Annotated in this window: 15 protein-coding genes; 13 read left to right on the top strand and 2 right to left on the bottom strand. The window is 60.2% G+C overall.

Annotation, left to right across the window (positions count from 1 at the left end):
* The first annotated feature begins 54 nt into the window (after positions 1-54).
* The 7 genes from uvrC (at position 55) to O3649_RS03740 (ending at position 9670) form a co-directional block, all read left to right on the top strand.
* Complete coding sequence (gene uvrC, locus O3649_RS03770) at positions 55-1995, top strand: excinuclease ABC subunit UvrC (RefSeq protein WP_294633371.1); 1941 nt, start codon at positions 55-57, stop codon at positions 1993-1995.
* Positions 1996-2169: 174 nt separating this feature from the next.
* Positions 2170-3375, top strand: coding sequence for a methionine adenosyltransferase (gene metK, locus O3649_RS03765; RefSeq protein ID WP_005506182.1), 1206 nt, complete (start codon positions 2170-2172; stop codon positions 3373-3375).
* Between the two features lie 33 nt (positions 3376-3408).
* Positions 3409-5859, top strand: coding sequence for a primosomal protein N' (locus tag O3649_RS03760; protein WP_371572840.1), 2451 nt, complete (start codon positions 3409-3411; stop codon positions 5857-5859).
* A gap of 110 nt (positions 5860-5969) precedes the next feature.
* Positions 5970-6725, top strand: a complete 756-nt coding sequence (locus O3649_RS03755) for a hypothetical protein (RefSeq protein ID WP_371572838.1) — start codon at positions 5970-5972, stop codon at positions 6723-6725.
* 7 nt (positions 6726-6732) lie between these two features.
* Positions 6733-8562 (top strand): aconitase, encoded by a 1830-nt coding sequence (locus O3649_RS03750; protein ID WP_371572836.1) that lies wholly within the window; start codon positions 6733-6735, stop codon positions 8560-8562.
* 228 nt (positions 8563-8790) lie between these two features.
* A complete protein-coding gene (locus tag O3649_RS03745) occupies positions 8791-9042 on the top strand; it encodes a hypothetical protein (protein WP_044143859.1) in 252 nt (83 codons plus the stop codon).
* A 376-nt stretch (positions 9043-9418) separates the two neighbouring features.
* A complete protein-coding gene (locus tag O3649_RS03740) occupies positions 9419-9670 on the top strand; it encodes a hypothetical protein (protein WP_049327136.1) in 252 nt (83 codons plus the stop codon).
* Positions 9671-9937: 267 nt separating this feature from the next.
* On the opposite strand, the gene O3649_RS03735 is transcribed toward O3649_RS03740, so the two are convergent.
* Both O3649_RS03735 and O3649_RS03730 read right to left on the bottom strand, forming a co-directional pair.
* Positions 9938-11065 (bottom strand): glycosyltransferase family 1 protein, encoded by a 1128-nt coding sequence (locus O3649_RS03735; protein WP_049337671.1) that lies wholly within the window; start codon positions 11063-11065, stop codon positions 9938-9940.
* 9 nt (positions 11066-11074) lie between these two features.
* Positions 11075-12115, bottom strand: coding sequence for an alpha/beta fold hydrolase (locus O3649_RS03730; protein WP_371572833.1), 1041 nt, complete (start codon positions 12113-12115; stop codon positions 11075-11077).
* Between the two features lie 234 nt (positions 12116-12349).
* Between O3649_RS03730 and leuS the strand changes: the two genes are divergently transcribed.
* The 6 genes from leuS (at position 12350) to O3649_RS03700 (ending at position 21179) form a co-directional block, all read left to right on the top strand.
* Entirely contained in the window at positions 12350-14845 is a 2496-nt protein-coding gene (gene leuS / locus O3649_RS03725; RefSeq protein ID WP_371572831.1) for a leucine--tRNA ligase, read from the top strand.
* Positions 14846-15040: 195 nt separating this feature from the next.
* Positions 15041-16099 (top strand): DegV family protein, encoded by a 1059-nt coding sequence (locus tag O3649_RS03720; protein ID WP_049362242.1) that lies wholly within the window; start codon positions 15041-15043, stop codon positions 16097-16099.
* Positions 16100-16708: 609 nt separating this feature from the next.
* The gene (gene gap, locus O3649_RS03715; protein WP_005506148.1) at positions 16709-17713 is read left to right on the top strand and encodes a type I glyceraldehyde-3-phosphate dehydrogenase; all 1005 of its coding nucleotides are present in this window, start codon (positions 16709-16711) and stop codon (positions 17711-17713) included.
* 345 nt (positions 17714-18058) lie between these two features.
* The gene (gene pgk, locus O3649_RS03710) at positions 18059-19282 is read left to right on the top strand and encodes a phosphoglycerate kinase (RefSeq protein WP_005506145.1); all 1224 of its coding nucleotides are present in this window, start codon (positions 18059-18061) and stop codon (positions 19280-19282) included.
* A gap of 438 nt (positions 19283-19720) precedes the next feature.
* Positions 19721-20311, top strand: a complete 591-nt coding sequence (locus O3649_RS03705) for a DUF6318 family protein (protein WP_294640979.1) — start codon at positions 19721-19723, stop codon at positions 20309-20311.
* A gap of 79 nt (positions 20312-20390) precedes the next feature.
* Entirely contained in the window at positions 20391-21179 is a 789-nt protein-coding gene (locus O3649_RS03700; protein WP_314361489.1) for a DUF6318 family protein, read from the top strand.
* Positions 21180-21658 lie beyond the last annotated feature (479 nt).

Raw genomic sequence — 21658 nt, 5'->3', positions numbered from 1 at the left:
ACACCGACCCCGGCGCCCCAGTAGAAAGCCCAGTAGAGCGAGGAGAAAGTACCCATGGCAGAGCCTTCCAGCTACCGCCCCGCCCCCGGCGAAATCCCCACTGACCCGGGCGTTTACCGTTTCCGCGATGCCGACGGCCGCGTCATCTACGTGGGCAAGGCGAAGAACCTGCGCAACCGCCTCAACAGCTATTTTGCGTCCCCGCAGACGCTGAGCCCGAAGACCTACGCGATGGTGCATACGGCGGCGAGTGTGGAGTGGACCGTGGTGGCGAGCGAGATGGAATCGCTGCAGCTCGAATACACCTGGATTAAGGAGTTTTCACCGCGGTTCAACATTGCGTTCCGCGACGATAAGTCGTACCCGTACCTGGCGATTACCGTCAATGATGTGTATCCGCGCGCCATGGTGACCCGCGGTGAGCGCCGTAAGGGCGTGCGCTATTTTGGCCCGTATTCGCAGGCGTGGGCGATTCGTGAAACCCTGGATGCGCTGTTGCGCGTGTTCCCGGTGCGTACCTGCACGAACGGCGTGTTTAACCGCGCGAAGAATAGCGGCCGCCCGTGCCTGCTCGGTTATATCGATAAGTGTGCGGCGCCGTGCGTGGGCAAGATTAGCCCCGAGGAGCACCGCGAGCTGGCGCGCGGGCTGACCCGGTTTATGGGTGGCGGCGCTGAGAAGCATATCGCCCAGTTGACCGCGGAAATGAAAGCCGCCGCAGCTGATATGGACTTTGAGCGCGCCGCGATTCTTCGCGACGATATTGCCGCACTGACTAAGGCGTTTGAGCGTAACGCTGTGGTGCTCGGCGCGACCGTGGATGCCGACCTGTTCGCCTACGCTGAGGACGACCTGGAGGCATCCGTTCAGGTGTTCTTCGTGCGTGGCGGCAGGATCCGCGGCCAGCGCGGCTGGATCGTGGAGAAGGTCAACGACAGCACCGATGCGCAGCTCATCGAGCAGCTCATCGCACAGGTGTACAGCGATATTGCGGCGAGCCTCGCCTCCCAGAAGGACGCTGAGAAGAGCCTGAACAGCTACGATATTCCGCGTTCCGTGCTCGTGCCGGTGGAGCCCGAGAATAAGGAGCAGCTGGCGTCCTGGCTGGCGGAGGTGCGTGGCGGTCCCGTGGAGATTAGCGTCCCGCAGCGCGGCGACAAGGCAGAGCTCATGAAGACGGTCGCTGAGAATGCGCGCCAGTCGCTGACTCTGCACAAGAGCCGTCGCGCCGGTGATTTGACCACTCGCAGCGCATCCCTCGTGGAGTTGCAGGAGGCGCTGGAACTGCCCGACCCGCTGCTGCGCATCGAGTGCTACGACATTTCGCATGTGCAGGGCACGAACGTGGTTGCGTCCATGGTCGTCTTTGAGGACGGCATGCCCGCGAAGAACGCCTACCGCACCTACAGCATTACCGGCGACGCCGCGCGTGACGATACCGCCAGCATGTACGACGTCATTACGCGCCGCTTCAAGAGGCACCTGGCGCAGCAGGCTGAACGCGAAGCTGCGCCCGTGCACTCCGGTGAGATTGACGCCTCCATGCCCGAACCGGCGAAGTTCGCCTACCCGCCGAACCTGGTGCTCGTGGACGGCGGCCCGCCTCAGGTGGCTGCCGCATCCGCCGCGCTGAGCGACCTGGGCATCACGGACGTGTACGTCGCTGGCATCGCTAAGCGCCTGGAGGAACTGTGGCTGCCGGACGACGACTACCCGGTCGTGCTGCCGCGCACCTCGCAGGCGCTGTACCTGGTGCAGCGCATCCGCGATGAGGCGCACCGTTTCGCTATCACCTTCCACCGTTCCAAGCGTGGTAAGGCGATGGTTGCCTCCGCCCTGGATGAGGTGCCCGGTCTGGGCGAGGTGAAGCGTTCCGCGTTGATTAAGCATTTCGGGTCGGTGGCTCAGATTAAGCAGGCGAGCGCCGAGGAGCTGACGGCGGTGCCGGGTATTGGTCCGGCGTTGGCCCAGAAGATTCTGGCGGCGCTGACCTAATCCTCTGGCTGGTGCTGGCCTAAGTGCCTGCTGGCGCTGAGTGAAGGCCCGCCCGGGGTGTGAACGCAGCACCCGCCTCGTAATAGCGCTTAACAAACGTGTCATAATTGAAGGAAACCGTCATCATTACGAGCGCGCTATCTTCGCGCGCCCTCAACCAGTAGAGTAGAAACCGTGAGTAATAACCATCTGCGCCTATTCACCAGCGAGTCGGTGACTGAAGGCCACCCCGATAAGATTTGTGACCAGATTTCTGACGCCATCCTTGACGGCATCATCGCCCAGGATCCCGCAGCGAACGTTGCTGTGGAGACCATGGTAACCACCGGTCAGGTGCATGTTGCCGGTGAGGTGACCACCTCCAGCTACGTCGAAATCCCCTCCATCGTGCGCGAGACCATTCTGGGTATCGGCTACGATTCCTCGACCCGCGGCTTCGACGGCGAGTTCTGCGGCGTGTCCGTCTCCATTGGCGAGCAGTCCCCGGACATTAACGCCGGCGTGTACGAGTCCCTCGAGGTTCGTCAGGGCATTGCTGCTGACGAGTACGACCGCCAGGGTGCGGGCGACCAGGGCATCATGTTCGGTTACGCTTCGAACGAGACGAACGTGCTGATGCCCGCCCCGATTTGGCTGGCGCACCGCCTCTCTGAGCGTCTGACCAAGGTCCGTAAGGACGGCCTGCTGACCGAGCTGCGCCCCGACGGCAAGACTCAGGTGACCCTCGGCTACGATTCGAACAACGTGCCCGTCTCCGTGGACACCGTCGTTGTTTCGAGCCAGCACACCGCAAGCTACGACCTGGCTGACCTGCGCGCGGACATTGAGAAGCACGTTATCGCACCGGTTCTGGGCAGCGTCGAGCTGGATTCCTCCAACGCTAAGTTCATTGTGAACCCCGCTGGCCGCTTCGTTCAGGGTGGCCCCGTGGGTGACGCGGGCCTGACCGGCCGCAAGATCATTGTGGACACCTACGGCGGTTCGGCTCGTCACGGTGGTGGCGCGTTCTCCGGTAAGGACCCGTCGAAGGTGGACCGTTCCGCAGCGTACGCAATGCGTTGGGTTGCGAAGAACATTGTGGGTGCCGGTCTTGCTGACCGCGCCGAGGTTCAGGTTGCGTACGCTATCGGCCAGGCAGCGCCGGTCGGTCTGTACGTTGAAACCTTCGGCACCGAGAAGGTCGACCCGATCAAGATTGAGAAGGCTGTGCGTGAGGTCTTCGACCTGCGCCCGCTGGCAATCATTAACGAACTGGATCTGCGCCGCCCGATTTACAAGAAGACCGCAGCTCACGGCCACTTCGGTCGTACCGAGCCGGAATTCACCTGGGAGCGCCTGAACCGCGTGGATGCACTGCGTTCGGCAGTGTCCTCCTCCTAATATCTGTCAGGGTAGAGGAGCACGCTGATTCGGGTGACTCAGAGCAGTTCTGAATCGAACTCTTCGGCACCGTTGGGTGCTCAGCAGGAATCCCTGCAACAGCTTGACCTGTTGCAGGGATTTCCTGCTCTTCGTGATGCCCTGATTCCGGCTACCCCGGAGCCGGTAAACGTTGCCGCCGAGTTGGAGGCGAGCGGCGTGCCGAACCCCGTGGCGCGTGTGCGCGTGGACAGCACCCTGCCGCAGGTGGACCGCACGTTTGATTACCGTGTGCCCGCCGAGCTGAGTGAGGATGCGGTGCCCGGCGCCCGCGTGCGCGTGCTGTTCAATGGGCACGAGATGACCGGCTACATTGAGGAGCGCTCCGCCACGACTGATTGGACGCGCACCTCGCTGCTACCGCTCAAGTCGGTACTGTCGCGTGTGCCCTCTGTTGCGCCCGAAATTTTTGCGCTTGCCGAGGCCCTTGCTGACCGTTACGCCTCCACGGTGGCGAACGTGCTGCGCCTGGCGGTGCCGCCGCGCATTGCCGCGCTGGATAAGAAGTACGCGCCCCTTCTGCCGGGTTATGAGTCGGCGTATTTGGGTGATTCTGCTCCGGTAAGTACTTCCGATACTTCCGAGAGCGCCCTGGCGAGCGTAGGCGCGGGGGAGACGCCGCAGGAAAGCCTCCCCGAGAGCGCGGATCCGGAGCACGCGGAATCTGAGCCTGTTGCCGCCTCCACCGCCTCCAGTACCGCTACCTCCAGCACTGCCGACCCGTACGCTTGGCTTGCCACCCCCGGCGCGCCCGCACCCTTCGTGCTGGACCCGCCGGCGCTGAACTCGGACGCGCCGGATGCCGCCTCCGTCTTCTCCGATTACGAGAACGGTGCGGAGTTCATTGAGGATGTTGCCGCCGGTGCCGCGACCCGCGCCGTGATGACGGTTCTTCCCGGCCACCTGGAGCACACGTGGGCGGATGTTTTGGCGACCGCACTCGCGGCTGCTGCTGCCAGTGGTCGCGGCGCTATTGCGGTGGTTCCGACCGCTAAGAACCTGGATCTTCTGGAGGCGGCGCTCGCCGAGCGTCTGCCGGCTGACTCGTTTGTGCGTTTGAGTTCTGATTCGACTCCGCATACTCGCTATCACGGTTTTGTGAAGGCGCGTTTGGGGCAGGTTCCGGTGGTGATCGGTACCCGCGCGGCGGCCTACGCGCCGGTGGCGAACCTGGGCCTGGTGGTGTGCTGGGATGACGGCGATTCTTCGCTGGTGGAGCAGCGCGCCCCGTATTGTCATGCCCGTGATGTGTTGCTTCTGCGTGCTTCTGCTGAGGGTACTGCGGCGCTGTTTGCCGGGTTCAGCATGAGTAGTGAGGCGGCGCGTCTGGTGCGTACCCGCTGGGCGTCTCATGTGCGTGCGCCGCGTGCGTTGGTGCGTGATTATTCGCCGCGTATTTTTTCGACGGGTTCGGAGTTTGAGCTGGCGCGTGACCCGTTGGCGGCGATGGCGCGTATTCCGCACCTGGCGTTTGAGCATGCTCGTCGGGCGTTGGCGCGTGGTCCTGTGTTGGTGCAGGTGGCGCGTAGCGGTTATATTCCGTCGTTTTCGTGCGAGCGTTGCCGCATGCCGGCGCGTTGTGGCGAGTGTAGTGGGCCTTTGTCGGTGGCTTCGGGTTCGTCGGTTCCGTCGTGTTCGTGGTGCGGTCATTTGGCGCAGCAGTGGCGTTGTTCTGAGTGTGGTTTTACGCATTGGCGTTATTCGGCGGCGGGTGCGACTCGTACTGCTGAGGAGCTGGGTCGTGCGTTCCCGAATGTTCCGGTGATTTCTTCGGCGGGTGATCATGTGCGGGCGTCGGTTGGTCCTGAGCCTGCGTTGGTGGTGGCGACTCCGGGTGCTGAGCCGGTGGCTTTTGGCGGCTATGCGGCGGCGCTTCTTCTGGATGCCGATAAGATGCTTCGTTTTGATTCGTTGCGTGCTCCGGAGGCGGCGTTGCGTCGCTGGTTGAATGCGGCGGCGTTGGTTCGTCCGGCGGCTCTTGAGGGTACGGTGGTGACGACTGCTTCGCCGTCGCCGGTGGAGCAGGCGCTGGTGCGTTGGGATCCGGCGTGGTTTGCTCGTCAGGAGCTGGAGGAGCGCGCGCAGACGGGTCTGCCTCCGGCGGTTCGTACGGCTGCGGTGACCGGTGCGGAGGCGGATGTTCGCGCCTTCATGGAGGAGTTCTTGGGTTCTTCTGCGTTGCCGGAGCGGGTGCGTGAGCAGTTGCGTATTGTGGGCCCGGTTCCTCTGGATCAGGGGTATTTTGCCTGGTCGGAGTCTCTTGAAGAGGATTCTGAGGAGGCGCCGGTTCAGGGCGATTGGCGTACCCTGATGTTTTTCTCGTACGGCATTGCTCAGCAGGTGACCCGTGAGTTGCGTGCTACGCGTGCAACGATTGCGGCGTTGAAGAAGAACGTGGGGGAGCGGCCGGTTCAGATTCGCTGTGACGGCCTGGACGTGCTGTGATTTTCTAGTCGTGCTGTAGTGTTCTAGTGAGGGGCGGTTTTTGCCCCGGGTTGGGCGTTGGCACGCGGGTTTGCGGGCGCGCTGTGCGCAGAGGCGAGGAGGTGAGAGGCATGTCGAAGGTGCCTCATCTGCTGAAGGGTAGTGCGCTGCCCGACGGTGAGCAGCGGCAGCTGGCTGAGTATGCTTCTGTGCATCCGAAGAGTGCCCTGCACCGCAAGGGCCAGCACCATGATGCGGCGGTGCTACTGGTTCACGGTATCGGCTACCAGAATCACGGCGAGACGCTCGCGTATTTTGGCAAGCCGGTGGCGCATAGTGTGCAGACTCTGCTGGCGCTGAACACGGATTCTATCGCCGCCTCCGGAGAGAACCCCGCCGCGGAGGCTTCTGCGCGGGTTCGTGTTGAGGTGATTCCTGACGGTGATACCTTCCCGCCTGCCGCTGAGGTGAACCCGCTGAGCCACCACAGCGAGCTGACGTATTCGTTGACGGTTGAGCGCACGGAGTACCCTGCTGACCCGGTTGAGGAAAGCCCGCAGGTTGAAGAGGACTCCGCGCAGGAAGAACACTCCGAAGCCTCCGAGCCCAAAGAATCTACAAGAATCAGTCTGCCGAAAGTTGAACTTCCGAAGGTTGAGTTGCCCAAGGTAGAACTGCCTAAAGTGGAGCTCCCTAAGATTGATCTGCCGAAAATTGAGCTTCCCAAGGTAGAGCTCCCGAACATCGATTTCCCGAATATCGAGCTACCGAACCTTGAGTTTCCGCACCTGCCTCAGCCGAAGCCGCGCCCGGTTCGCACGGTCACTCGCCGCAGCCTCCTTTTTCAGGAGGGCTTCTGGCGGCCCAGACATTACCGTCCGTTGTAAGGAGCATTTGCCCTGGTTGGCGTCGGTTTTGCCGCTGTTTTTGATGTTCTACTTTTACTATGAGCGCCCCGGCGCGACCTGGCGTGAGCGTGCCGGGCACCTGCTGCGTTCTACGGCGCGGTTTGTGAACGTGGCGCTGTGGCTGGTGCTGGCGGCTATGGCTGTGATGACTTTCCGTGATGCTTTTGTGGCGTCTCTGGGTACTCCGCAGGGTGCGTTTACGGGTCTGGCGGCGACGCTCGGCCTGGGTATTGTGGGCTGGGTTTTGGCTCGTCGGGCCCGTGAGCTGTGGGCGCTGATGAAGGCTATTCCGACGCAGCTGATTCAAACGGCAACCAGCCCGGAGTCGCGCGATTTGGAGCGTATTTATGCGCGTCTGGATCGTCAGCTGGACGATTTGAGTTCCCGTAGCGATGCGGTGGGCATTATTGCCCATTCGCAGGGCGGATATTTGAGCTATGAGCTTCTGCGTCGTCGTGCGGCGGCGGGTAAGAAGCCGATTCGTTTCTTCTACGGTCTGGGTAGTGGCGTGGTCCCGATTAGCATTATCGCTAGTGACCGTAACGACACTCCGGGGCACCTGGACGCTGCGGGCGGCTACCGTAACCGCGCCATGCTTCTGTGGGTGAGCGCGGTCGCGGCGTTCTCGTGGCTGGTGGAGGCATCCCTGCTGTTTGGTCCGTACCGTTCGCTGCTGCACTATACGATGCTGGTGCCCCTGGCGTTGAGCGTGGTGCCTCTGGTTGCGAGCGTGCCGGGTGCCTTCAAAGGTAGGGCGCGTATTGGCCGCAAGAGCGCCCGGGAAAGCGCCTCCGCAACTACCTCGGTAAACACCCCAGAAGACGCGCGCCTGGTCAACCCGTACGGCACGCGCGCCTACGTGAAGTGGCTGATTCCGCTGCTTTTCGTGCACGGTGTTTTCATGTTGTACGCGGTGTTCATGATGTTGCTGGCTCAGCTGCGTGTTGAGGGCGCGGTCCCTGAGCTAACGCCCGCCTCCGTGGCGTTTTGGGGCGCGCTGATTCTGGTGCTCATGATGTCGGTGCGTAGCGCCTGCCACCTGTATGTGCGCGCCTACGCGCCGATGCTGCAGGATCTTGATGTGGCTGACCGGTGCGAGATTTCCGCTCGTGGTGACAGTATTGGCAGGTCGAATATTACTCAGCCCGCTGATGTGGACGTCAGCTTTGTGACCCTGCCGGGCCCGTCGGTGAATAGTCACATGCAGTATTTTGATGCGTGTTCGCCGGTGCCGTTGATGCTTGCGCACCGTCTGGTGCCGCATATGATGCCGGAGGGTGAGCAGGCGCAGAAGGCGGCGGCTTTCACCGATATTGGCACGGAACTGAATCACGGTTTTGCGCGCGTGAAGAAGCTGATGCGCACCATGCATTACGGGCTGTATGCGGTGCTTCTGCTGATGCTGTCGGTGCTGCTGAATGTGGCGTCGCCGGTGAGCCTGTCCGCGTTGACGGGGCTTGATACGTCGCGCCTGCATTCGGAGGGATTCGACCGTCTGGTGGCGGATGCTCAGCAGCTGCGTGAGCAGGCGGGTTCTTCGGATCTGCTGCTATGGATTCTGGTCGGCATTTTTGTGGTGGAGGCGCTGCTGATGATGGTGCTTTCGCCGTGGACTCAGCGGCGTTTGCAGCGTGCGTTCATGATGCGCAAGGTAGACCGCACGGGTCAGCTGAGTGAGTTCAATCCTTTGCCGATGGTGACGGCTCTTTTGGGTCTTGATGGTGACGAAGATGAAGCCTTGGCGAGCGCAGGGGAGAAGGGCACGTCGCAAACTTATGCAGCCCAGACTAGTGCGGCACAGGCGAACGGGGCGTAGATTATCCCGTTCGGTGTGGGTGCACATCCGCCATTTTATGCACCTTTGTGCATTTAGTGGTTGGTGATAGTGCTAGGCGCCCCTAATTAGCGTAGTCTCCGTATCCGCGGTAATATATTCAGCACTGCGGATACTATTTCGGCGCTTGTCGAGGTGGTGTTGGCAGTATCTATCACTCAACTTCGCGCACGCTTCACAACCGTGCGCACCAACGAAAGATGAATACTGGTGACTCAGACTATGATCACCCCCGCATACGAACCTGCATGCGGCGGGTCTGCTTCTGTACACAATTACGGCGTCATGCACCCGGACCCCGTGTTGCTTTCCGACATGACCAGCGCAGAACGAGGAGCTGTTTACCGCTACTTGGCGCGCTTCGCTGAGCTGGATGACGCAAAGATTTTCTACGCGTACGGTCACGCTTATGAGCTAGCTCGTAAGGATGCCGAGCGCGGTCTCTACGCAACTATGGCGTAGCCTGCATCGTTAGTTTTTAGAAATGCTGCTGCACTCTGTGTGAGTGCGGCAGCATTTCTGCTTTTCGGGCTGGCTTTCACACTGGCTTTCACTCTGGCTTTCGGGTGGGTTTTAGCTCGGTGGTGAACTCGGCGGTCGCATGCCGCTATGATGCCCCGGATTTCTTCCTGACAACCGGGAACGTGTCCACTATGGGGGCGTTCCCTGATGGTTCTTGAACATTGATTAGCTCTTGGGTAGTTTAGAGGTATCACAACCACTACTGCGAAGAGACTTCCGATGATCTCCGTAGGTTCTTTTCGCGGTGTTGCCTCCGGTAGCGTCTGCATTGTTGCGGCGCTCCACTAAGAAACGCCCTAAGGAAAGGTACTCACCGATGAGTTTCACCAATATCACCTCTAATTACGAGCCCGAGTTCGGCAATTCGGCACCGAGCCGCGACAACGGCATTACTCACCCGGACCCTGTTCTGCTGTCCTCGATGACGAAGGCTCAGCGTGGCGCGGTGTGCCGCTACCTGGCTCGTTTTGCTGAGCTGGATGACGCGAAGATTTTCTACGCGTACGGTCATGCGGATGAGCTGGCCGCGAAGGAAGCGGCTCGTACTGGTAGCTTTGCTACGGTCTAAGGATTTCTGCTCCGGTGTGATGCGGTGAGGCTGCACCTTCCGGATGCGCCCTCAGGGTGCCCGAGCTCTGCGAGGGCGGGTTCCCTGCGTCGGCGCGGAGGAAGTGTGTAGCGAAGCCGCTGTAGACCTTTGCGGCAAGCCACCCTTGCACGCCCTTACTGCAAGCCGCATACCCCTACCGGCAACCACAAACTAAATATGAGAATGTCGCCGCACCCTCCCTAGTTTCGGGGGAGTGCGGCGGCATTTCTTTGCCTAAAGCAGGCCCTAGAGCCCGCGCACGACCTCCAGCAGTTTGAGTGCCGAGTCGCGCCAGGAGTAGCGGCGCACATCCGACAGGCCGTCAATAATCACGCGCTCGCGAACGGCGGTGTCCTCCAGGGAGCGGATAGCCTTGACCCAGTCGGCGGCGTGTGCCTCCGGGGCACCGTCAACCGGCGCGAACACGGCGTGCGGCGCAATCTCACGGAAAATCGGGATGTCACTAATCACCGCGGGGCAACCGGCAGCCTGAGCCTCAACCACGGGCAGGCCGTAACCCTCCTCGCGGGAAGCAGTCACCAGGGCGTGCGCCTGGCGGAGCAGCTGCTGGTACTCCTCGTCGCTCACGCCGTTGTGCACCTCCACGTTCTCACCGATGAGGCGCTCGTCGGTGAGCTGCACCAGGCGCTGCGGCGGCATCTTCGACAGCAGATGCAGGCGGTAATCAGGCAGGGAACGCATCGCCAGCAGCAGGGTTTCTACGTTCTTGTACGGCATGAACGAACCCATGTACACCAGGTGCTTGACGGGCTGCTCTTCGCGGGTGGTGGCGCGTTCCAGCGCGGTCTGGCGGGAGACGACGCTACCGGGCTGCGGGGCGTTGGGCACCACGAACAGCGGCTTGGTGGTCAGCTCATGCTCACGAATCAGCGAGGCGGTCGACTCGGAAACCGTCACGACCGCGTCGCCGTGGTTGAGCAGAAAACGCTGCGGGGTGTAGGTCTTGTGGAAGAGTCGCCAGCCCACGCGCACCGGTGCGGGCAGGAACCCGGGCGGGGTCGGGTGCGAGTAGTAGATCAGGTCGTGCAGGGTGAGAATCAGCTTGAATTTGCGTCCGGTGGAGCCGATAGTCTGCATGGGGGAGAACACCACGTCCGGCGCGTACTTATTCAGCTGCAGGGCTGCGGTCGGTTCGAGCGGGCCGGTGGGCGAGCAGATCTTCACGTGCGGCAAATCCGGCAGCATCTCCAGCTGACGCTCATCGCTGATGATCATGGTCAGGTCGAGGTCGGCGGCGGCTTCGTCACCGGTGTCGATGAGGGTTTTGAGTGCGCCCAGCAGGGATGCGGTGTAGCGGCTGATGCCGTCGTGGAAGCCGATACGGGTGTATCGGGCGTCAACCATGAGTTTCATGTTGGTTCCTTACTTCTCGTTCCCTGAGTGGTCGGCGGCGAAATCGGCGATGAGTTCCGCGGCGCGGCGAGGGGTTTCGTAGTGGATGAGGTGCCCGACTTCGGGGATCATGTCCAGGCGCTCGCGGGCGCCGGTCGAAGTAGCGGGTAGGTCGCGGGAGGTCAGCGTCGCGTACATGGCGCGAGCTGTTTCGGGGGTGCCCAGGTCGTCGTCTTCGGCAACGAGCATCTGCACGGGCACCCGGATGGCGGCGGCGTATTCGGCGGCGGTGTGCGTAATGGACGCTTCGTAGGCGCTGAGCACTCCGCGGCGGGAGCCGAAGGAGCCGAAGTAGGCGGCGTGCTGGCCGTTGATGAAGCGGCGCATTGCCTTGTCTTTGGTGCGCATCATGACTTCGCTGGAGGCGCGGGTAATCAGCTGCGAGCGCAGGAGCGGGTAGCCGATTTTTTCGGGGAGTGCCGCGCCGGCGCGGTAGTAGAGGGAGGCGAGGCGGGAGGCGACGCGCTGGCTACCTTCGAGGGCGGGTTCGCTAATCGGGTTGATGAGCGAGAGCAGTGCGAGTGAGTTCGGGTGTGCGGCGGCGAAGGCGCTGGTGACGATGGAGCCGAAGGAGTGGCCGACCAGGTGCAGCGGTAGGGGCTGTGCATTCTCGCGGGCGGGGTTAGTGTGTTCCACGAAGTCGTTCAGCCACGCCACGTACGCGTTGATGTTGTCTTCGCCCTGAGCATTTTCGGGCAGGTCTGCGGAGCGGCCAAAGCCGGGCAGGTCGGGGCTGATGATGCTGACGTTCGGAATGAGCTTCAGCAGGTAGTTCGCGATGATTTCCAGGCCGTGGTGGTCGCCGCGGAAGCCGTGCACGAGCAGCACGGGGTAGGAGCCTTCGGGGAAGGTGCCGCCGTTCATGCCTTTGCCGTACTGCCAGTAGCGGGTCATGACCGCCTGCGCGCTGTCACCAATGAGGACGTCGTGGCGGGTGCCGGGAATGAGCGGGCCGGGCACGCCCTCAAGAACTGAGGTGTTGGGGGAGTCCGGGGTAACGGTGGAGGTCATGGGTACCTTTCGCGGGTTGGGTACTGGGACGGCAAAGTCCCGTTCTTAATTCTAGGGGAGAAGCCTGAAAGGGCTCTGAAACCTGCCTGCTGCATCGGTGGTTGGCCGGGTGGTCGGGCGGGTGGTGCCGTCCATTTGGTAGTCGAGGCGGCCTCAACTCTGGCGCGGTGCGGGTTTCGCGTTACACTTGGAGGGTTAAGTTTTTATCAACCTGTCTTTATTTAAGGAATCGCTGTGTCTGCTCAGGTAGAGACCGAACGCAACGAAAATGCGTACGACTTCCGCGCTATGGAAGCCAAGTGGCGCCCCTACTGGGACGAAACGAAGGTTTTCCAGCCCACCGGTGACGCCCCCAAGGGCCGCAAGTATGTGCTGGATATGTTCCCGTACCCCTCCGGTGACCTTCACATGGGTCACGCGGAGGCATTCGCTATTGGTGACATGAACGCCCGCTACTTCAAGCAGTGCGGCTACGATGTTCTGCACCCGATTGGCTGGGACTCCTTCGGTCTGCCCGCTGAGAACGCAGCCATTAAGAACGACACTCACCCCAAGGAGTGGACGTACAAGAACATTGACACTCAGGCTGAGTCGTTCAAGCGTTACGCTATTGCCGCTGACTGGAGCCGCCGCCTGCACACCTCGGACCCCGAGTACTACAAGTGGACTCAGTGGCTGTTCGAGCAGTTCTACAAGAAGGGCCTGGCGTACCGTAAGGACTCCATGGTCAACTGGTGCCCCAAGGACCAGACCGTGCTCGCGAACGAGCAGGTTGTGAACGGTGCGTGTGAGCGTTGCGGTACCACCGTGACTAAGAAGTCGCTGAACCAGTGGTACTTCAAGATCACCGACTACGCGCAGCAGCTGCTGGACGACATGGAGCAGCTGGAGGGCAAGTGGCCCGACCGCGTGCTGCTCATGCAGCGCAACTGGATTGGCCGCTCCGAGGGCGCTGAGGTGCGCTTCGAGATTGAGGCGACCGAGGATCAGGCTGCTGAGTCCTTCACCGTGTTCACCACCCGCCCGGACACCCTGTACGGTGCAACCTTCATCGTGGTTGCTGCGGATGCGGCATTCGCCGAGCAGATTGTGGCACCCGAGCAGAAGGCTGCCCTGGAGCAGTACCGCGAAGACATTAAGGCACTGAGCGACATTGACCGCCAGTCCTCCGACCGCGAGAAGACCGGCGTGTTCACCGGCCGCTACGCAATCAACCCGCTGACCGGCGCGAAGCTGCCCGTGTGGGCTTCTGACTACGTGCTGGCTGACTACGGTACCGGCGCGATTATGGCTGTGCCCGCGCACGACCAGCGCGACCTCGAGTTTGCTCTGAAGTTCGACCTGCCCATCGTGAAGGTTCTGGACGTTGAGGGTGCTGAGGACCCGGCAACCAGCGGTGTTGCCGCAGCTGGCGACGGTGTGCTCGTCAACTCGGGTGAGCTGACCGGCCTGCCGAAGGCTGAGGCAATTGCTAAGGCTATTGAGCTGGTTGAGGCTGCCGGCACCGGTGAGGGCAAGGTCATTTACCGCCTGCGTGACTGGCTGCTGTCCCGTCAGCGCTTCTGGGGTACCCCGATTCCGGTGATTCACTGTGAGGATTGTGGCGAGGTTCTGGTCCCCGAGGATCAGCTGCCGGTTCTGCTGCCCGATAACCTGCGCGGTGAGCAGCTGGCTCCTAAGGGCCAGTCGCCTCTTGCCGCTGCCGATGACTGGGCTATCGTGCCTTGCCCCGAGTGTGGCAAGCAGGCTCGTCGCGACTCGGACACCATGGACACCTTCGTGGATTCCTCCTGGTACTTCCTGCGTTACGTTTCCCCGAACTACGACAAGGCTCCTTTCGACCCGCAGGCTATGAGCGAGTGGGGTGCCGTCGACATGTACGTGGGCGGTGTGGAGCACGCTATTCTGCACCTGCTGTACGCACGCTTCTTCACCAAGGTTGTTCGCGACCTCGGCCTGATTAAGCACGATGAGCCGTTCAAGGCGCTCATGAACCAGGGTCAGGTGCTCAACGGCGGCAAGGCAATGTCCAAGTCGCTGGGTAACGGCGTAAACCTGGGCGAGCAGCTCGACAAGTTCGGTGTGGACGCTATCCGCACCACTATGATTTTCGCGTCCCCGCCCGAGGACGACGTGGACTGGGCGGATGTTTCCCCGTCCGGTTCGCAGAAGTTCCTGGCTCGCGCATGGCGTGTGGCTCAGGACGTCACCAGCGAACCCGGCGTTGACGCAACCACCGGTGACCTGGAGCTGCAGAAGCTGATTGCTCGCACCGTGCACGAGGTTCAGGGCCTGCTGGATAACGGCAAGTTCAACGTGGTTGTTGCTAAGACCATGGAGCTTGTGAACGCTACCCGTAAGGCTATTGACTCCGGTGCTGGTGCGGCTGACCCGGCTGTTCGTAAGGCTGCTGAGACTGTCGCTATTCTGCTGTCGCTGTACGCACCGTACACCGCTGAGGACATGTGGCACGCTCTCGGCTACGACACCCCGGTTCTGACCGCGGGCTTCCCCGAGGTTGACCCGGCTCTGCTGGTGGATGATACCGTCACCGCTATCGTGCAGATTAAGGGCAAGGTCAAGGCTCGCCTGGAGGTTGCGAAGGATATTTCCGAGCAGGAGCTTCAGGAGCTGGCTCTGGCGGATGCCGCTGTTCAGCGTTCGATTGGTGATGCCGAGATCCGCAAGGTGATTGTGCGTGCGCCTAAGCTCGTGAACATCGTGATTTAAGCTCTTTAGATAAAGAAGTTTTTTAGATAAAGTACAAGCCCCGCTGTGGCTTCGGTTCGTTCAACGGAACGAACCCGGAGGTGCGGCGGGGCTTTGCTGTACTGCAGTAGTGATGAGTGCCATAATGTTCAGGGAACGCTAGGAGAGGGTTCGTCATCGAATCATGCACTGACGAACCGGAAGAAGGGTCGGAATATGGAGCGAGAAAATAACGCAGAGAACCGCATTGCCGTGGTAACCGATAGCGCCGCCGCCCTCGACCCGGAGCTCGTGCAGCGCCTGAGCGCTCGCGGTAATTTTGTGATGGTTCCGATGCCGGTGACCATTCGCACGCCCGGTGAGCCGGATCGTCAGCTGCAGGATTTGACCGCCGCCGAGGTGGATGAGGCGATTATGCTTGCGCACGTGATGGGTCAGACGGTGAGCACTTCCGGGCCCGCGCCGGGCGTGTTTGCTGATGTGTATGACGAGTTGGCGTCGCGAGGTTTTACGCATGTGGTGTCGGTGCATCTGTCCGGTGAGCTCTCGGGCACGGTGGAGGCGGCACGCACCGGTGCCCGCCTGAGCCGCCTGGGTTCTATGGGCGTGAGCGTGGTGGATAGCCGCACGGTCGCCGGTGCCTACGGTCATGCGGTGGTTCGTGCCTTGGAGGTGCTAAACTCTGCTTCCTCTGATTTTGTTCCGAGCCCTGACTACCCGAGCTCTGACTATCCGACCCCCGGGCAGCTGGTGGATTACATTCAGTCCGTCTGCGAGCAGTCCACGCTCTACTTTTATATCCCGACCCTGGACGCGTTGCGCCGCGGTGGCCGTGTTTCCCCGGCGTTGGCGATGGTGGGTCAAATGTTCCAGATTAAGCCGATTGGCACGATTACCGAGGGCAAGCTGGCGTATGTGGAGCGCCCCCGCACTGCGGCGCGCGCCTTGGAGCGCCTGGTGGAGGTGACCGTGCAAACCTGCCGTGAGCATCAGCATGCGGCGGCGCTCAGCTCTGCTTCCGTGGGCTCTACTGCCACCGACCCCGCTAGTTCTTCGCTTGCCGCATCCCCGCGCGGTGAGGTGGTTGCGGTGCATCATGTGGGTAATGCGGCGCAGGCGGTGCAGTTGTATGAGCAGGTTCAGCAGATGCTGGGGGAGAGCTCCCTCGTTCATGATGCCGCCGTTTCTTCTGCCCCGGAGTTTTTGGTGAGTGCGTTGCCGCCGGTGCTGTCGGCTCATTCGGGTTTGGGTGCTGTGGCGCTGGTCGTTTATTAGGATCATGTACTAGCCGCCTTTCCTGTGTGCCCGCGCTGACTCTGTGCTGAGTGCTCGTGCTGCGTGTCCGCGGATGTGCTTATGCGGTGTTCCCGTATGATGCGCCGCGGGCGACACGAAACACGACACGAAAACTGTGTGCCGGGAGCGTATTTAACCCGTTTTAAGGCTGTGGTGTGTCTTACGTTGGGCTCGTCTGTTTTCGCGTGAGAAATTGCACTGCGTGCGAGCGCATGGGACGTCATTGAAACCCATTCGCAGGTGAAAGGGTGTTTTTTACCCTCAGATTTTGCCTTGATATGGCGCGGTTTTTAGTAAATGTGCGTTTCATGTGTGTTTATGTTGCCGTGACCGTATCGCAACATTTTCTAAGCATGAACACAACGCAAACCAACAGAAAACAACGGGTTTTTGCCGGTTTTTATGGCATAACTCACAAAAATTTCTCGATATAACACACCAAAACACACACAAACTAGGGTAGGATTATTACCAACAACGGCGGAACGCACCGGGCAACATAGAGCACGGACGAATCCGACTAAACCAGAGCCCACAAGGCATCGGATTTGTACACCGCCACCAACGCACTGACAAGGAGATACTCCAGTGACTGTACGCGTAGCAATCAACGGCTTCGGCCGCATCGGCCGCACCTTCTTCCGCGCAGCTCAGACCGAGGGCGTCGGCTTCGAGATCGTCGCAATCAACGACCTCACCGATGTTGAGACCCTGGCACACCTGCTCAAGTACGACTCCATCATGGGTCGCTTCAACGCAGAGGTTGAGGTCAAGGAAGGCGCGCTGGTTGTTGACGGCAAGGAAATCAAGATCCTCGCTGAGCGTGATCCCCAGAACCTCCCCTGGAAGGACCTGGGCGTTGACGTAGTCCTCGAGTCCACCGGTTTCTTCACCGAAGGCAGCAAGGCAAAGGCACACATCGAGGCTGGCGCTAAGAAGGTTATCCTCTCCGCTCCCGGTAAGAACATCGACGGCACCTTCGTCATGGGCGTGAACGACGACCAGTACGATGCAGCTAACCACCACATCGTCTCCAACGCATCCTGCACCACCAACTGCCTCGCTCCGATGGCTAAGGTCCTGAACGACGCATTCGGCATCAAGCAGGGTCTGATGACCACCATCCACGCATACACCGCTGACCAGCGTCTGCAGGATGCTCCCCACCGCGACCTGCGCCGTGCACGCGCAGCAGCTGTGAACATGGTCCCCACCTCCACCGGTGCAGCAGCAGCTGTTGGCCTGGTTCTGCCCGAGCTGAAGGGTAAGCTGGACGGCTTCGCAGTCCGCGTTCCCACCATCACCGGCTCCATCACCGACCTGACCTTCACCGCTGAGCGCGAGGTCACCGTTGAGGAAGTCAACGCAGCAGTCAAGGCAGCAGCTGAGGGCCCCATGAAGGGCATCATCAAGTACAACGAGGATCCCATCGTGTCCAAGGACATCGAGGGTGAGCCCATCTCCACCGTCTTCGACGCACCGCTGACCAAGGTCATCGGCGACCAGGTGAAGGTTATCGCTTGGTACGACAACGAGTACGGCTACGTTGCACGCCTCGTGATGTTCACCAACAAGGTTGTGGCATCCCTCTAAGCCCCAATAGGCTTACGACGCTAACCGAGTGTAAGCGTCACCCAGCGTAACTAACGCATAGTGAACCCCGGCACCACCGCATCAAGCGGGGGAGTCGGGGTTTGCTGTACCAAGACCCATGTGTAAGGGCCTTGAATAAAACCCCTAAAAACGTATAAACATACTGTTTTCCGTCGCCCTTTTTGGGTCAAAAATACCGTAAGAAGATAGCTGATAGAGAGTGCGAATATCCGCGATATTCTGCGGAAAAACACCATATAAAAGCTATTTTTTAGGCTGTCAAACACCCTAATGTTCGGTATGATGGAAACGGTATATAAACCCACCTATCCAGGAGGAATTCCTATGGCTAAGGCACTGTCCGAACTGCTCGAAGAAGGCGTCGCAGGCCGCCACGTTCTCGTTCGTTCCGACCTGAACGTACCCCTGAAGGACGGCGTTGTCACCGACGACGGCCGCGTCCGCGCATCCCTGCCCGTCATTGAGAAGCTTGCCAAGGCTGGCGCACGCGTTATCGTGACCGCACACCTGGGCCGCCCCAAGGGCAAGGTTGACCCCCAGTACTCCATCGCACCGGCAGCTGCACGCTTGGCTGAGCTGGCATCCGTGCCCGTGAAGGTTGCAACCGACCTGGTAGGCGAGGACGCAAAGGCTAAGGCAGCAGCCCTGGCTGACGGCGAAGTTCTGGTTGTTGAGAACGTCCGCTACGACGCACGCGAGACCTCCAAGGATGACGCAGAGCGCGGCGAATTCGCTGACGAGCTGGTCGCACTGACCGGCGAGAACGGCGCATACGTGAACGACGCATTCGGTGCGGTTCACCGCAAGCACGCTTCCGTCTACGACGTTGCTAAGCGCCTGCCCGCATACCTGGGTGACCTGGTGAAGAAGGAAGTTGACGTTCTGGCTAAGACCCTGAACGACCCCGAGCGTCCCTTCGTCGTGGTCATGGGTGGCGCTAAGGTTTCCGATAAGCTCGCCGTGATTGACAACCTGATTGGTAAGGCTGACACCATCCTCATTGGTGGCGGTATGGGCTACACCTTCGCATACGCACAGGGCTACGAGGTTGGCCAGTCGCTGCTGGAGAAGGACCAGGTCGACAACGTTCTGCGTTACCTGAAGGAAGCTCCCGAGAAGGGCACCGAGATCATCACCGCAGTAGACGTTGTCTGGTCTGACGCATTCTCCGCTGACGCTAACACCGAGATTCGCCCGATTGAGGACCTGACCGGCGGCAAGCTGGGCGCAGAGGCTGAGGGCCTGGACATTGGCCCCAAGACCCGCGAGATTTTCGCTGAGAAGATCAAGGGTGCAAAGACCATCTTCTGGAACGGCCCCGTTGGCGTGTTCGAGATTGCTCCCTTCGCTGAGGGTACCCGCGCAGTGGCTCAGGCTATCGTCGAGTCTGACTCGTTCTCCATCATTGGTGGTGGCGACTCCGCATCTGCAGTCCGTAACCTGGGCTTCAAGGATGAGCAGTTCGGCCACATCTCCACCGGTGGTGGCGCTTCCCTCGAGTACATTGAGGGTAAGACCCTGCCCGGCCTGGAGGCACTGGGCGCCTAATCTGGGTGCACAGATTTAGTACACGGTTTTAGTGTAGGGAACCCCCGTCGGGGCGGTATTTCGGTACCGTTCCGGCGGGGGTTTCTGCATGCCCGCTCATGCCCGGTTTACCCTATGCGGGTGGGGTTTTGGGGCTGCTTCCTGGCTATATGCTGTGGATTCCCTGGGTTTGGTGCCTCTAACCGGGATGCTTAGAGGCAGCTTTACTAGACTGGAAATGTACAGGTTCCCTGCGCTCACCGGGCGGTACCCATACGGTTGCCGCGGGGGAGCGAAGCAGGGAGCGCACGCACCTCCACAGGCAAACAAATACAGACAAGCGAATACAGGCGGGCGAAGACGCCCAGGTGCTGAACCCAGCCGCCCGAGCAGCCCAGAACCACCTCGGCAGCTCGTGAAAACGGCAACTAATGCACATCGAATCCAAGGAGGGAAAGAATGACCGTCAACGCTCAAATGCTCTTTGACGAAAAAGACTACACCGGAACATACCCGTATGTAGCCGACTGCGTAATCGGGCCCTACACACCCGCAAACCGGGACCACCCCGCCTACTCGGCACCCGCCCCGGGCGTGAGGTACACGCCGAATGGTTACAAGGTGTCAAACCTGCGCCCCTACCTCGGCTACTACTACGCCTGCCAAAACTACATGATTCTCGCCTCCGAACCGGCAGTTCTGCGGATCGACAATATCAGTGAAGAAATGTTCTTCCCCGCCATTCAGGACCTCTACGAAGAGGGTAAAGGCTGGGTCATCACGCCTGCCTCTAAGGTTCTGACCATGAACCTTCTGGAGGGGCAGCCGCGCCTCATCGACGAGACGCTAAAAATTGTGGAATGGAACGTGCGGTTCGATATTCTTCCCGAAGTTCAGGTGTACCGCAAAGACACAAACCAGGTGTACCCCATCACCGATTTTGATACGCGCGGCCTGATCCGAGACGGCGCAATACACGGGACTCTACGCACACAATTCACGAATGAGTGGAGGCCCGTCCAATTCATCCCAGAAAATAGTTTGAGCTAGGGGAGGGGAGAGCAACATGACGAATAACTTTGGTGGACCCGGATACGGCGGACCCGGATACAACGAGCAACGAGCGCTCATGAGGTCTATGATCACTCGCGCCAAGTTTATACGAGCTGGCGTGTTCGCCGGTGCCGCCCTCGTCGCGATAGGTTTTGGCTGGGGTACTAAACTGCTCAACGGGACAGGCTTGGAGTCCCAGGCCGATAAGAAGCGTGACCAGGAATTTGTGCGCCTGGAACCCACGGAGAAGTACGATGAGCTCCACAGCTTGGGGCCTTCCTCCGGACCGCTGGTTTATACGGCGTTTGAGCGTAAGGGGCGCTTCATTCCTGCTACCGAGACGCAGGCGGCGCAGAACGTGCCGTACCCTATTCAACAGCCCGGAATGGATAACTACGACCGCGCTGGCCTTTACGCGTTCTTGGCGTACTACTTCGCGTCGATGAATTACTTCTACCACACGGGCGATACAGAACCTCTTTCTAAGGTCACGGACCCGGAAAAGGTGCTGCACCCCGAAATTCTTCGCCTGTACAGGGAGAAGCGCGGATGGGTTATTTCGGCTGACAAGAACGTTCTGAGCGCCAACGTTGTTGATGATCTTATTGCGGGTGAGAAACCTAAAAATACGAGCCGTAATATCCTGGTGAGCACCCTGTACACGACTAAGGCTAAGGACCTTGCGTTTTACGTTAAAGAGACGGGGGAGAAGCAGGATATCCGCAAATATTTGAAGTATCTGGGGCGTTTCTCGCTGGCTGTGGAGCATCTGCGCGGGCAGTGGGTGATTGTGGTTGACCGCGACGGCTACAGCAACCGCAACACCTACGAGCCGATCTACCCGCAAGGATTCGGGCAGCTGTAGCTTCTCTAGAAACCCCCGCCGGGCAGTACTTTCGGTACTGTGTTGGCGGGGGTTTCTTGCTGGGCTTTTGAGGTGGGCTCTTCGCGGCTGGCTATGGGAGGCGGAATCCGTCCTACTGAGTTCGTGTGCAGAGTGTGCGTGTGTTACCTTGAGGTGTGGGCGAGAAAGCTCGTTCACCGTCACATCAACTTCAACTTCCGGAAGCTAAATATATGGTTACTTTTCAGGCGTATGCCGTCCCTGTACCTTTTCAAGGTGAGTACGCTGAGGTTCTCACGACGGGGCTCTCACGATGCTGCTCAAGCATCTAACTCAGACAAGTCAGATGTTGATTCGCTAAAGGTATTTATTCGTTTAATGATCTCATTTGTTGTCTGAACAATGAGTGTTCTTCTTATGTTTATGCATTAGATATTTCAACTCACAACAAATGTAGACGGAATTATCGATATATGGAGACGCCTATTTTGTGTACCGCG

Source organism: Rothia sp. 27098_8_29, from assembly GCF_041432785.1.
Lineage (GTDB): Bacteria > Actinomycetota > Actinomycetes > Actinomycetales > Micrococcaceae > Rothia > Rothia mucilaginosa.
This window is presented reverse-complemented; position numbering and strand designations above follow the sequence as displayed.